This window comes from Sphingobacterium sp. JUb56, from assembly GCF_014191365.1.
In the GTDB taxonomy this organism is placed as follows: Bacteria; Bacteroidota; Bacteroidia; order Sphingobacteriales; family Sphingobacteriaceae; genus Sphingobacterium; species Sphingobacterium anhuiense.
On record NZ_JACHWL010000001.1, the window covers coordinates 259,468 to 274,390 of the forward strand.

9 protein-coding genes are annotated in these 14,923 nt (G+C 36.0%); 6 read left to right on the plus strand and 3 right to left on the minus strand.

All coding sequences use genetic code 11. The features are described from left to right. Window positions 1-14 precede the first annotated feature (14 nt). Window positions 15-1,766, minus strand: coding sequence for a class I mannose-6-phosphate isomerase (locus FHR29_RS01015; RefSeq protein ID WP_183911856.1), 1,752 nt, complete (start codon window positions 1,764-1,766; stop codon window positions 15-17). A gap of 41 nt (window positions 1,767-1,807) precedes the next feature. Further along, entirely contained in the window at window positions 1,808-3,130 is a 1,323-nt protein-coding gene (locus FHR29_RS01020; RefSeq protein WP_183911857.1) for a sugar porter family MFS transporter, read from the minus strand. A gap of 93 nt (window positions 3,131-3,223) precedes the next feature. Here FHR29_RS01020 and FHR29_RS01025 point away from each other — a divergent pair, with 93 nt between their 5' ends. Beyond that, window positions 3,224-3,961 carry a GntR family transcriptional regulator gene (locus FHR29_RS01025; RefSeq protein WP_231576925.1) on the plus strand — a complete coding sequence of 246 codons (738 nt, stop codon included), beginning with the start codon at window positions 3,224-3,226 and terminating at the stop codon, window positions 3,959-3,961. Between the two features lie 54 nt (window positions 3,962-4,015). Here FHR29_RS01025 and FHR29_RS01030 read toward each other — a convergent pair whose 3' ends face one another. Next, window positions 4,016-5,326 carry a hypothetical protein gene (locus FHR29_RS01030; protein WP_183911858.1) on the minus strand — a complete coding sequence of 437 codons (1,311 nt, stop codon included), beginning with the start codon at window positions 5,324-5,326 and terminating at the stop codon, window positions 4,016-4,018. 227 nt (window positions 5,327-5,553) lie between these two features. Between FHR29_RS01030 and FHR29_RS01035 the strand changes: the two genes are divergently transcribed. The 5 genes from FHR29_RS01035 to FHR29_RS26740 all read left to right on the plus strand — a co-directional run bounded on the left by FHR29_RS01035 (window position 5,554) and on the right by FHR29_RS26740 (window position 14,873). Beyond that, entirely contained in the window at window positions 5,554-7,884 is a 2,331-nt protein-coding gene (locus FHR29_RS01035) for a GH92 family glycosyl hydrolase (RefSeq protein ID WP_183911859.1), read from the plus strand. A gap of 264 nt (window positions 7,885-8,148) precedes the next feature. Then, on the plus strand, window positions 8,149-11,382 hold the full coding sequence (locus FHR29_RS01040; protein ID WP_183911860.1) for a sugar-binding domain-containing protein: 3,234 nt from the start codon (window positions 8,149-8,151) through the stop codon (window positions 11,380-11,382). Between the two features lie 395 nt (window positions 11,383-11,777). After that, on the plus strand, window positions 11,778-12,692 hold the full coding sequence (locus FHR29_RS01045; protein WP_183911861.1) for an alkaline phosphatase family protein: 915 nt from the start codon (window positions 11,778-11,780) through the stop codon (window positions 12,690-12,692). Between the two features lie 318 nt (window positions 12,693-13,010). After that, window positions 13,011-13,598 (plus strand): RNA polymerase sigma factor, encoded by a 588-nt coding sequence (locus FHR29_RS01050; protein WP_183911862.1) that lies wholly within the window; start codon window positions 13,011-13,013, stop codon window positions 13,596-13,598. Between the two features lie 93 nt (window positions 13,599-13,691). Beyond that, window positions 13,692-14,873, plus strand: a complete 1,182-nt coding sequence (locus FHR29_RS26740) for a FecR domain-containing protein (protein ID WP_183911863.1) — start codon at window positions 13,692-13,694, stop codon at window positions 14,871-14,873. Window positions 14,874-14,923: the final 50 nt, after the last annotated feature.

The following is a 14,923-nucleotide window of genomic DNA, read 5'->3' on the forward strand; positions in this document are numbered from 1 at the left end:
TTTAAATGTTTAGTTTAAAATTGGTTGCATTTTGAATCTTTAACGTATGACTGGATCACTTTTGCCGGCTGTTTTCCAAGGTTACGAAGTGTATATGATCCTGTTGCAGCTGGAATGGCAAATGTCTCAACATAATTAAAAACTTCCCTCATACCATTTGAAGTTGTTAATTCCACAGCCTCCCCTTCAACAAGCATCAGAATATGACACTGATTTTTTGTTTCAATCGTTACCTCTTGGTCAAAGTCATAGCGTACGACATCATAAAAATGATCTTCATGTGTAGGTAAATGAACTTTAGTTGCTTGATTATCAATTTTGTGGGAAACAGGTTTCGCAATTAAGGTATCGTTGACCACTTGTCCTTTTCTTTCAAAATTAAGATTGTCAAAAGCACGGTCGATATTTAAAGGACGTGGTTTGCCATCCAAATCCGGTCTTACCCAATCATACATTTTAAAGGTGAAATTGTATGGAGTCGCACTAATTTCTAAAACTAAATTATCGATACCAGATGAATGCACTGTACCATGCGGTATCAAGTATAACTCATGCTTTTTAGATTCAAATTTTTGAATATATTGATCTACCTCAATGGCTTCTCCGGTTTTAAAACTATGTTCTAAAGCACTTTGAAATTCATCTTTATTGATATCATCTTGAAAACCTAGATATACCTGTGCATCTCCTTTTCTGTCTACAATGTAATAGGTTTCATCTTGGGTAAAGTTTTCTCCAAATTGTGACTTTGCATACTTCGGGCTAGGGTGACACTGTATTGATAAATTTCCTCCATCAAAAGTATCTAAGAAATTAAATCTAATTGGGAAATCTACACCAAATCTTGGTTCAGCCAAGCCTAGGACATTTTTGCTTTCAGTGAACATCAATTGATCAAATGAAATTTCCAGAAGTAGATCATTAAATTTTAATGACAAGCCATTTTCCGGAACAATCATCTCGAAGGACCAGGCGTAGTTTTTTGCACTTTGATCTATCCCTGTTAGATGATCTTTCATCCATTGTCCACCCCAAACACCAGATTCAAATGTAGGTTTTACTCTAAAATAATTGACAGACATTTGATGCAAGGTCTGTCTTAAATCAGATCCCTTTATCCAAGGTAATGTGTTGTCAGATTGCTGATCTGCCATGATTTCTATCCGAGATAGAATTGAATTTTTGTGGCTATTTAACGCTTGCCAATCCACAAAATAATATCGTTTGTAAATCTGTTTTGGATCTTTTGAATTGCTGCATCCTAAGTTCCATGCTTTTCCAGCTCTCATGCGCTGAATTAGAACACTTTTAGGCAAATCAACATACATGATAGAAGCTTCATTATCTAAAAGAGCTGCTCCAGGTCCGTAAAAGATGATATACTCTTGGTTATTTACGAGCATATCATGGAATTTCGCTGATTTTTCAGCGTTAAAATAAGAAGATAATGGAAGAGGGGATTTTTTTCCAAATAAGGGATCATTACCACCAAGATAAGGTGCTACCTGATTATTAATAATCTCTTCTGATAAAAGTGCCTCATCAATAGCGATGAAACGTGGTTTAATATCGTAATTTTTAAATTCTTTTGAAATCTCTCCAATGACAAATTTCCAATCTACACCAACAAAACCATCGATGATACGTATATTATTGTCGTGCAGTACACGAACTAATTTTTGAAATGAGCTTGAGATTTCACCTGTAGCAGGGAAAGCGGGCATAATATTGTACTGGCCTATTGCTGAGTCTTTAGTGGTATGCATATTTAATTATTTTATTGAAATCTGTTGAATGTATAGCTAACTTATTTACGGGCTTTATCTTTCCAATATATCTCTATTTCTTCCAAGGGTTTACCCTTAGTTTCAGGTAAAAATAGGAGTACGGTTATAAAAGCAATAGCGCAGAAGAATGCAAATAGCCAAAAGGTGTAGCGAGCTCCCCAAGCATCTAGGATGATGGGGGTCAATTGACCGATAATGGCATCTGAAATCCACATAACCAAGATACTGATACCCATGGCGCGCGCTCGGATCGAATTTGGGAAAATCTCTGAAGCAACTACAAATTTTAAAGGACCAATAGAAAAGGCAAAGAAAAACATAAATGAAAGTATCGAAATGATTAAAGCCGTATTGTTAATCTCTTGATTTGTTGCAAATAGAAACCCGGTCACAATTAAGCTGAGGGTAGCCCCCAATGTTCCAAATACATATAGAGGTCTTCGTCCCCAGTTATCCACTTTCCATATTGCAAAGCATGTGAAAAGTACGTTTGCAAGACCAAAGAACAATTGCGCATGATAGGAATTGCTCATCGAAATGCCCGAATCCAGAAGAATCGTCGGACCATAGTAAACAATGGCATTAATACCACTAAGTTGTGAGAATAGCGGTAGGAGTAAACCCAGTAAGAATGCTTTTCTGTAAACCGGAGAAAAAAGGTCTTTTAGTTTTCCTTTTGTCTCAGGTGGGCTATCTTGTAAATTTTGGAGATTAAGTTTAGCACTTATTTCAGCTACCTCAGCATTTCTTCCAACTTTTAGTAACCAACGTGGGCTTTCTGGAACAAAGTATGCTCCAATAGAAAGTAATATTGCAGGTATTGCACCAACTAAGAACATAGTCCGCCACTGTCCATGAGTTTGTGAAGAAAGATGTTGAATAATCAGATAATTACTAATATAAGCGATCAGAATACCAAAAGTGATTGCCAGTTGATATGAAGTCACTGCCCGGCCTCGAAATTGACTTGGGGATATCTCTGCAATGTATAGCGGAACAACGATAGAAGCAATGCCGACACCGATGCCACCAAGTCCACGAAAAAGAATAAGCATTATATAGCTCGTGCTTAGTCCACAGCCTATTGCTGATACTAAAAAGAGAATAGATGCAACGATAAGCGCAGGCTTGCGGCCGTACTTATCGCTAAAGCTACCTGTAAAAATCACGCCCACTATACAGCCAATTAAAGCTGAACTGACAAATATGCCCTCTTGATTTGGTGTTAATCCAAAAAATTGCTTTACTAAAGGTAATGCTCCTGCTATAACGGCCATATCAAATCCGAAAAGTAGCCCCCCTAGCGACACGATACATAGAATAAGGATGAAAAATTTATTCATATTAAGGTTTTATAATTAGTATGTATATACATACAAACATATATTTATTTTTTTAATAATGCAAAAAATCTTACTTTAGCCTAAGTAATAAATATGATGAATCTTAAAATAGACCATAAAAGTCCGATACCATTACATATACAGGCCGAGAATTTGTTGCGCGAACTGATCAAGCAACCGGAATATATTGATGGGAAATTATTGCCAAATGAAATTGAACTGGCTAAGCGCTTGGCAATTTCACGTTCAACATTACGGCTGGCAATCAATAAGTTGGTTTACGAAGAGCTGTTAATCAGAAAGAAGGGGATAGGTACCAAGGTAGCAAGTGCTAAATTTAGTTCAAAGTCTAAAAATTGGTTAAGTTTCTCGCAAGAGATGAAAAATCGGGGTCTCGAGGTGAAAAATTTTGAACTTCATGTTAGTTGGGAAATTCCTGATAAAGCAGTTTCACAATTTTTTGATGTACCAGAAGATTTGAAGTTACTTAAATTAGAACGTTTGCGAGGTAAAAAAGACGATCCGTTTGTTTATTTTATCTCTTACTTCCATCCGCGTATTGGTTTGACCGGAGATGAAGATTTTAAACGTCCGCTTTATGAAATATTAGAAGCCGATTTTCATATTGTAGCCGATCTGTCTCAGGAAGAACTGGATGCGATGGCAGCTAATAAATTTATCGCCGACAAGCTTGAAATAGCTATTGGTGCACCTATTTTGTCAAGGAAGAGATTTGTCTTTGATCAATCAGGAAGGCCTATTGAATACAATCTTGGATATTATCGTGCTGAGAGTTTTACGTATACCGTAGAAAGTAGACGCGATTATTAGTATATAAAATGAATCTGGATAATTAATTATCCAGATTCATTTGTAAGAAAGTTTTTAGTTTTTATCTAAAGTTTCTTTAGCCCAATCGTTCATTAATAGAATCGCTTTGCTTAAAACTCCGGCAGAGCCTTTGAATTTACCAGAACCACTAGGAACATCATTTTTTCCATACCATTCGTAAAATCCTTTATTTTTGACCACTCGGTTTATCATCGGTTGAATCTCTTCATAGGCTTCTTTTGGATAGCCGTTTAATACTAATTGTTGTATCATTCTACCACCAAACCAGGTCCAGTCTCCACCATTTTGATAGGCGTAAGGTTTTGACATCCAGCCTTTGAAAAATCCTTCAGGATAGGTTGGATATAGTGTAAGGCCGATACTTGGCATGCCAGATAGACGTACATTTTCCAACATTTGATCATTGACTGTTTTAATTTCTTCTTTACTTAAAAGTCCCGATTCAATAGCTATGGCTGTTCCACCGTGATAATGAATTTTATTCTCATCAAATCCTTCAGGCAGTGGCGAATCTTTAGGATAAATATGGGGAATGAATTTTTGTTGTTTTTTATCCCAAAGGTGTTTCATGGTGTTGATCTCAATTTCCTTTTTCAGACTTTTCCATTCGTTTATTTTTTTTGCGTCGGGCATAATATCAATAAGTGTTTTAAGAGCAATGATGTACATGGCATTGTCGTAAACATCAATCGCTTCATTGGATAGATTATTCCAGTCACAACCAAAATCATCATGTGGTTGGACATCTCCCCAGTCTGCGGTCATTGCTCCCCACAAGAGTTTATATTCTTTATTGTATCGCTCACGATGTAAATAATCCAGCATCAGTTGAATGCGGTCCTTTACAAGTATACCACCGATGTTTTCTTCAAGGATACTATGATCTTTTGTTTTTGTAATGTATTTGCCCAGAAGTTGAATAAGCGAGGTTTCTTGATCAGTCTCTACGGTATTTTTAAAGCCCACATGTTCAGGGTCGTTCTCCGAATAATAAGGAGTATCATCGTGCCAGGTGAAGTCTTTTTTCAAGACGTAACCATCAACCATTTCGCCGTTCTTTTGTTGCATCTTAAAGAATACTAAGATAGCTCCTCTTACCTCCTCTTTAGTACGTTCTTCTAGTGCGGTTTCGATAAAAGTATTCAAGTCGCGCGCCCATATTTGCGAGTAGCCGCTTCCAGCATTGAACCCCTCTTTAATGACCTGTCTCGCTAGGCTGTCAACAAAAGCTAATTTTTGATCAGCTAAAATAGTTTTTGCAAGTTCAATATCTTGACTTTTCTGTTTCGATGTGCAGCCTGCTAGCAGTAGCGCGAAAGTAAGGATCGGTATGCATCTTTTCATAACGGATTAAATTTTGGTTTATTCTTATGTATATACATTCAAAAGTATGAAAAAACAATCTTTAATTCCAAATTATCCTGCTTTAAATTGTTTGGTATTCATAATTTTACAATTATTCATATCTGTTTTTATTTTTTAATGCTTTATTTTTTGATCTTTAATTTTAATCTATGTCTATACATTTGAAATTTATTTTATAAGTTTGCGTGTAAACCTTATAAATAAAGATGATAAAAAATATAATCATGTATTGCTGTGGAGTATTGATCTTTATTACATGCTCTTACGCACAGCAAAAACAACATTTAACCCAATATGTTAAACCCAATATAGGTTCGGTTCATAGTCGGTATTTTTTTTATACTCCAGCGGCAGTGCCTTTTGGAATGGCTAAATTAGCACCTAGTACAGATGGTAGTTATGGAAACCGCTCCGGTTGGGAGGCTGTTGGTTATGATGATAGACATCATTCAATTGCAGGATTTCCTCATTTTCATGAATTTCAAATCGGTGGAGTTGTCTTTGCACCAACAGTTGGGGAAATAAAAACCAATGCTGGTAAAGTGGATATGCCCCATAGTGGTTACCTTTCTTCTTTTGATAAAGTAGATGAATTTGCCACATCAGGATATTATCGTGTAAAATTAAAAGATTATGGTGTTCAGGCAGAATTAACGGCCACAAAAAGGGTAGGTTTTCATAAATATACATTTCCTTCAACTGATTCAGCAAATGTAATTTTTGATATTGGTCATGTCATGGGGGAAAGCGGTCCTGTCATTGATGCTGAGGTTACTTATGATCAGAAACATGTATGGGGTTATGTGATAACAAGTCCGCTTTATGTACAGAAATATCAAAAAGGAGCCGATATAAAAATGTATTTTTTTGCTGAGATTGATAAATTGCCTGTCGCTTATGGTACCTTTCTAGATTCAGAAATTTTTGCGGATAAAAAAACGATAAAAGGTAAAGGAGCAGGTCTCTATTTACGCTTTAAGACCAAAAAAGGGGAAGCGATTGAACTAAAGACAGGTCTATCCTATACTTCGATTGAAAATGCTAAATTGAACCTGCTTCAGGAAGCTAAAAAGTTAAATTTTGAAGAAGCTAAGAAGAATGCGATTCAGATTTGGGATGCCGAATTGGGGCGTGTTCTTGTTGAAGGAGGTAAAATTGAAGACCGGACTAAGTTCTATACAGCGCTTTATCATGCCTTATTGGGAAGAGGCTTAGCCAGTGATGTCAATGGTGCATATCCTAAGAATGACGGTAGTATCGGACAGATTCCTTTAAATGGGAAAGGTATTCCGGTACATCATCATTATAATACTGATGCAATCTGGGGAGCTTTTTGGAATCTGACACAATTATGGTCTATTGCATATCCTGATTATTATAATGATTGGATCCAAAGTCAATTGCTTGTATATAAAGATGCAGGTTGGTTAGGAGATGGTATTGCTAATAGTAAATATGTGTCAGGTGTGGGTACTAATTTTACTGGTTTGGCAATCGCTGCCGCATATAATGTTGGAATCAGAAATTATGATGTTGACTTAGCCTATCAGGCAGTTAGAAAAAATGAAATAGAATCTAAAGATCGGCTTCCGGGTGCAGGCAAACTGGATGTAGGGGTTTTTGTCGATAAGGGATACTCCCCTTATATAAAAGATGAAACAGGTAATCCAGAGCTCTTAACGAATGGGTCTCCATTTGGTGCTTCGCATACTTTAGAGTATGCCTTTTCAGCAGCAGCAGCAGCACAATTTGCCAAGTCTTTGAAACATGAGTCGGACTACAGTGTGCTCAATAAATTATCAGATGCATGGCGGACATTGTATGATCCTGCAACCAAATTTATGAGACCTAAGGATAGTGAAGGGAGATTCATTCAAAATTTTAATCCCTATGAATCATGGCGCGGTTTTCAGGAAGGAAATGCTTGGCAATACACTTTTTACGTTCCACACGTACCGCAGGAGTTAGTAAAACTTGTCGGCGAAGATTTGTTTAATCGACGTTTGGATAGCATCTTTACAATTTCGCAAAAGAATATCTTTGGAGGAGGTGCACATATTGATGCTTTTGCGGGGATTGAAAGCCTCTATAATCATGGTAATCAACCTAATTTACATATTTCCTGGTTGTTTTATTTCTCAGGACGACCAGACCTGAGTCAGAAGTGGGTACGTGCAATCTGTAATGAATTCTATGGTACAGAAGCAATACACGGTTACGGTTTTGGACAAGATGAAGATCAGGGACAATTGGGGGCCTGGTACGTCATGTCAAGCATGGGGTTGTTTGATGTAAGAAGCTTAACCGGTGAAAACCCATCTTTTCAAGTTGGGGCTCCTCTTTTTGATCGTATAACCATCTCGTTGCCTAAAACACTACGCAAAAATAAATTTGAGATCGAAGTTAAAAATCAAGATACAAGTAGGATATATCTGGATCAGATCCAATTGAATGGAAAGATCTTGTCTGGTCAGGAGTTGCCGTTTCAAGACTTGGTAAAAGGAGGGAAGATGAGTATTGTTTTAAAGAATAAATAATTTTTTAGTTTCATCGTATATTTAGATTAAATCATTCCGCATAATATTAGATTATCTTTTATACAAAAAAGCAGCCCCAAAAATTGAAACATTTTGGGGCTGTTTTTTTGTATATCAGAAATGATATCAGAGAAATAGAAAGTAATATTACTGAGGATAGACATTCATAATATATTGCATGATAATCATATTTTTATCCATTTATTAGATTTCAATACTTGGTTACATTTGTAATAAGAGTTTAATTTATATTCACTGATTATTATGATAAAACAATACCTAGGGATTTTTCTGTTCCTATTTTCGCTACATTTTTCTACTACAGCTCAGGAACATCAGAAATTGGATGGGGTATGGCATTTCCGGTTGGATGAAAAGAATGTAGGGCTGGCGCAAGTTTGGCAAAAACAAGATTTAGATAAACGTATTACTATTCCGGGGACAACCGATCAGGCCAGGTATGGTGAAAAAACTACGGGTTCAGATTTTGGGATCTTGACCCGAGCTTATAAATATTACGGTCCCGCATGGTATCAAATGGACTTTGTTGTACCTGCGAATTGGAAAGATAAACGTTTGTATTTAAACTTAGAACGTGTTATGTGGGAGTCTAAGGTTTTTATTGATGATAAAGAAATTGCAACTTACGATGCGTTAAGTTCTGCACATCTTCATGACCTTGGATATATATCACCAGGAAAGCACCGATTGACAGTACGTGTCAATAACGATATGATCCATAATATAGGCGATAAAGGTCACGTCTATACGGAATATACACAAAGTATCTGGAATGGAATGGTTGGTCAGGTAGAATTGATTGCTAAAAATGCGACAAGATTTCAAAATCCACAAATATTTACGAAGATCTCTCCAAAAAAACTTCAGATAAAAGATACTCTCGTAAATGAAGGCGGGAAGCGTAGAAATCTTTCGCTATCTATCAAATTATCAGATCGTAAGACGAAGGATAAAGTCTTTGAGACAAAAAAGAATATTGACGTACGAGGTGCACGACAAGTATTGGATATAGAAGAGCAGATGCCAGATTTAGTGAAATTATGGGATGATATGAATCCAAATTTGTACACGCTTTCTATTCAAGTTCTAGATAAGAAAAACAATGTGTTGGACACGAAGGAAATGGAAATAGGCTTTCGTGAGATTACAGCTTCTAAGTCAAAAATAATGATAAATGGGAAACCTGTTTTCTTTCGCGGAAACCTAGATTGTGTCCATTTCCCTCTGACAGGATATCCCGCAATGCACGTCGAAGAATGGGAACGTATTTTTAAAATATACAAAGATTATGGTTTAAATCATGTTCGTTTTCATTCTTGGTGTCCTCCTGAAGCCGCATTTCAGGCGGCAGATCGCCTCGGTTTATATCTGCAACCTGAAGTGATATGGTTAGACTGGTGGATGGCGGCAGATAACCCAGGTCGTGAAGAGATGAATACAAAAGGTAGACCACAAGGGCTGGGCAGTAATCCTTCAGCAGATGCCTTTACACAAAAAGAGATTTACCGTATGTTTGCATCTTATGGTAATCATGCCTCTTTTGCAACGATGTCTATCGGTAATGAGTTGGGTAATTCAAATTTCGATGTGATGGAGTCATGGTTAAAACCATATAAGGAAAATGACAACAGAAGATTGTACGCAGTTTCATCCGCACGTAAGATCACGGATATGGATCAGTTCATCGCGACACATTATATTGATAAGCTTGGTGGCACGAGAGGTATACTCGGAGCGCACACTGATTGGGATTTTGAAAAAGTATACAGTCAGTCAAAAATACCTGTCATTGCACATGAAATTGGGCAGTGGCCCGTATACCCGAAATGGGATGAGATAAAAAAATATACCGGAGTATTAAAAGCGCGCAATTTTGAAGAATTCAGAGAGCAGGCACGCAAGAACAATATTGAGGAGCAGAATGAAGAATTTGTTCAGGCATCAGGAGCATTGAATCAAATCATGTATAAACATGAAATCGAATCTTTCCTAAGAACACCATCTGCAGCGGGTATACAGTTGTTAAGTATGCAGGATTATCAAGGTCAAGGCGAAGCACTGATAGGCTGGTTAGACGTATTTTACGATAGTAAGGGAATCACAACACCCGAGAAATTTAGAATGCATAATGATACCACTGTTACCCTCTTGCGTGTGCCCAAATTTGTATGGAAGGCCGAAGAACCATTTCTAGCCAAAGTGCAACTGGCACATTATGGATCAACCGATATACAGGATGGTATCTACTGGAGTATCAAAGATGAAGAGAGCCGCGTAATTGCAAAAGGTACCTTTGCAAAAAGAACATTTGCTAGAGGCACTTCAGATCTAGTTGGTGAAATTAAAAGCAATTTATCTGCGGTTCAAAAAGCAGGTAAATTGACTGTCGAAGTTGGTTTGGAAAATAGAGCCAATAAAAATGAATGGCAAATATGGGTATATCCTACAGTTAAAAAAGAGGAAACGAAAAAGGTCTATGTTGCAAATAGGTTTGATGCAAAAACTGAAGAAGTCCTTAGAAATGGAGGAACGGTATTACTGGATGCTTCCGATCTTGGAAACTTAGAGACCTCCGATATCATCAGTTATTATCCATTGTACTGGTCGTTAACGTTCTTCCCGGGGCAAGGGAAAAATACCATTGGTATGATAGTAAGAGATAAGCACCCTGCATTCAAAAGTTTTCCTACAGATTCACATAGTGACTGGCAGTGGCAACATATTTATGGTGGAGCAAGAGCATTTTATATCAATGACTTTCCAGGCTCATACAGACCATTGGCACAGCCTGTAGATGATTTTCATAGAAATAATAAATTGGCATCTATATTTGAAATGAAAGTGGGTAATGGAAAGTTATTGGTGACAGGTTTTAATATACAAGATGAAAAAAATATTGTAAGTCAGCAACTTCGTTCAAGCTTATTAGCTTACGCAGCTTCAGATGATTTTGATCCTAGTTACGGTCGTGATGCTTCTTTGTTACGTAAAACGTTTACTTATATCGAGCCCTTAAAGACAGCTGTACCCTCTGAATTTTCAAAGGCAGTTTTATATGTAGAAGCAGGTAAATTGTCTAAGAAAATCAATCAAAATATTGACTGGACTAAAGATCTAGATCAGAGTGAGAGTAAAAAGGGGACAACCTATACTGTTAAAGCAGATGGTGTTTGGAAGGACGAAACAAGTGCCGCTTGGCAGGGAAAGGAAATAGAGGTAGACCTAAAAGTACCACAAGGCATGATCGGTTCTCTATATCTGTTTTTCCATGACTGGAATAGTAATGGACGTGAAGCAGATATCAATTTCGAAGGACGTGACTATACACTCACCCGCCATGATAAAGAAGGCAGATGGGTCAAACTTCACGTTATGCGAGAAGATTCTAACGATGGTAACTTAAAGCTTAAGATAAAAGGAACGAAAGGACCTAATATTATGCTTTCTAAGCTGTCGCTTGTTGAAGATGTCGAATAATATATATCAACGTGTTATAAAAGGCCTTCCCATTCGGAAGGCCTTTTGACGTATCATCCATTTATGATATGTCAAAATGGATATCTCGATTAAAAATTATCATATATTAACCTATTTGATAACGAAATTTAAATCAGTGGAGCACGTTGTAATACGTCAATAGATATATGTTGTATTTAGTTTTGCTAAACATTTTATGTTTTTTAATATGTAATTGACTGTTTATTAATGTAAAATTTACATTAAAGTTTACTTATATTAAATTTTTGTTTATAAATTTGAAATTAATCCATGTTGTTTTTTTTGTATGCTATTTACATCTTTAAGTGCAATGATTTAATAATGGGAAGAACTACAATTAATGGCAATTAAGGTAATTAGAGAACCAAATATTTATGATGAAAATGAAAAAAATTATCGCAATTAATTTATTGTTGATTTTGACCACTGTTTGTACAGCGCTAGCTGGTGGACCTAAAAGTAAACGAATAGTAATGATCGCATTGGACGGAATTTCTGTCGAAGGATTCAAGCAGGCACATACACCAAATCTTGATGCTTTAATGGCAGAAGGAGCATTATCGATGACTACTAGGGTGGTCATGCCTTCCGTAACCCTTCCAAATTGGACCAGTCATCTTACTGGAAGTGGGCCAGAACAGCACGGAGTAGTAGATAATGGCTGGCAGATCGATAAATTTAAGTTACCGGCAGTGGTAAAAGATGCTCAGGGCTATTACCCTTCTGTATTTACCGTTGTCAAAGAACAAATGCCAAATGTTAAAACTGCCTTTTACTATAACTGGATCAATCTCTTCTACCCGCATAATCAGAAAAATTTTGATGAAGTTAGCTACTTAAAAGATGATGCCTATATTGAAAATTACGATAAAGCATTTAATTTTATTGTGAAAAATAAGAAAGATCCAACCCTTGTATTCCTTTACTCAGTACATACCGATCACGCCGGGCATAGTCATAAATGGATGTCTCCAGAATACATCAAATCGATTGAAGAAGCGGACGTGCAAATAGGCATATTTTTAGAGAAAATGAAAAAAGAAGGTTTATATGAGAGCACCAATTTTATGTTCTTATCAGATCATGGTGGTATTGAATATGGACATGGTGGTGTATCTGTCGATGAGATGATCGTACCATGGGGAGTTACAGGACCAAAAATTAAGAAAGGATTAAAAATTGAAGAACCTAACAATACGGTAAATACGGCAGCTATGATTTTGCATTTGTTTGGACTTAAAAAGCCCTTAGCGTGGACAGGGGAAGTGCTGGAATCTGTGTTTAAATAAAGAAATACAGCATATATTAGTAAAGGTCGATTAAAAGTTTAATGCTCTTTTAATCGACCTTTTTTTTGTCACAAATTTTGAATTAGTATTGCAGATTCATATTTACTTAGTGGAAATATAGGTAATGCTAATATAGCATTGGTAAATGGTAAAATCGTGTCATGAATTTTTAAATGGAAGCATTACTTTCGAAATGATTATTATCTAAGTATTCTAGAAAGGACATAATTTTTGACCAAGAATTATGAAGCAGATAAACCATAATTTTTCGATTTAGAATTTTAATTATAAACATTTAGCATAAATTATATTAACGTTATGAATGTTGATGAGGAGATCGTTTTGCTCAAGCAATTGGCACAAGGAAATGAAAAATCCTTTGAAACCCTTTATTATGCTTATAGAATTAAAGTATTCGGGGGTATATTGAAATTGGTTAAATCTTCTGATTTTGCTCAAGATATCCTTCAGGATGTTTTTGTCAAAGTTTGGCAAAATAGATCAAAAATAAATACGGACAAAAGTTTTAAATCATATTTATACGCCATTACTCAAAGTGCAGTTTATGATTTCTTCCGTAAGATAGCATCTGATAAGACCAAAACAGATCAGTTAATCGCTTTATCCGTTAATCATTATGCCAATGATATCGAACAAGAGCTTTCTTATAAGGATATGGAAAAACATCTTCGCGATATATTAGATATTATGCCGGAACGATGTCGGGAAGTCTATGTTCTTTGTAAGCTTGAGGGACGCAGTTATGATGAAGTAGCTCAGCTGCTTAATATTTCTACAGCAACTATTAATAATCATATTGTCAAAGCGTCTCGAATTATCAAATCCAATTGGAACTGGAGTTATTATGGAGCCATGGTTTTATTTTTTACTATGATTGAATATTAGTTGATTTCTTTTTTATAATAAATTTTTTGATTTTGCATAGTTGGTTTTTCTTTAGCTTACGTATATAGGAGTAAAAGTAAGACCGACCAAGTTGTGAAAGAAACCGAAATTATAGCTCTATTTAAAAAATATCTCGCGAAAGAGTGTACAGAGGAAGAGGTACGCTTGCTGATGGACTGTTTGCAGCAAGAAGATAATAAAAAAATTATCAAGAAATTGATTTCTGAAGATTTGAATGATGACAAGGGCATTCCTTCTGAATTCAATAGGAATGCGCAATTGGCAATTCAGGAAACAGACGAATACTTTATTCAAAATTTTTTCCAAAAAGAAATTCCACAGAGAAAGCGTAACACGATACTTAGACTTGCAGTAGCGGCTTCTGTTTTGGTTTTATCTGCGATTAGCATTTTGATATATTTTCAAAAGAAAGATACCCCTTTGATGATAAGTAAGCTAGATCAAAAGAGTGTATTGTTTACCAGTGACGGTAAAGCTATCAATCTTGATGGAAACTCCAATGTTACATTATTTGAGCAACACGGTACCACAATTCTTCAGGATAGTATGGGTGATATTCATGTACAGTTGACAGATAGTAGTATTTACACAGAAGATAAACCAATTTTTCAGACCATCAGAACAGCAAAAGGTAAGCAATCGCGTATTTTCTTGGCCGATGGAAGCTCTGTTGTTCTTAACTCAGCATCCGAACTTAAATTTCCACTCGTATACTCAAAAGACCGACGTGAGGTAGAGCTTCAAGGAGAAGGTTTTTTTGATATAGAAACCAATAAAAATAAACCCTTCATTGTTAATACCCGGGATCAACGCATTAAAGTTTATGGAACGAAGTTTAATGTTAGTAATTATGCAGATGATCCACATTCGAAAACTTCATTGTTTCAAGGTAAGGTATCCGTTCAAAACTTAGTGGGCATCATTCCTCAAAAAGAATATGTTTTAAAGCCCGGCGAGCAGATCATAATTGATAGGAGTTCTAAAATGTTAAAGCAAGATAAGCTTGATAGCGAAGAGGAAATACTTGGTTGGAAAAATGGCTTTTTTGTTTATGAAAATGCACCACTTAAAGAGGTAATGAAAGATTTTGTACGCTGGTATGATCTAGATGTAGATTTAGAAACATTGCCAAATTTAACCTTTAGCGGAACAATTCCCAGAAATTATCAATTGGATAAAGCACTTAATATAATCGTTAAAACAGGAAATCTAAGAATGATTAAAACAGGATCAATTATAAAATTTGAAAATTAAACAAGATGGCAAAAAAGTACACTTAAAAAAAAGATTCCGACAGTACTGGC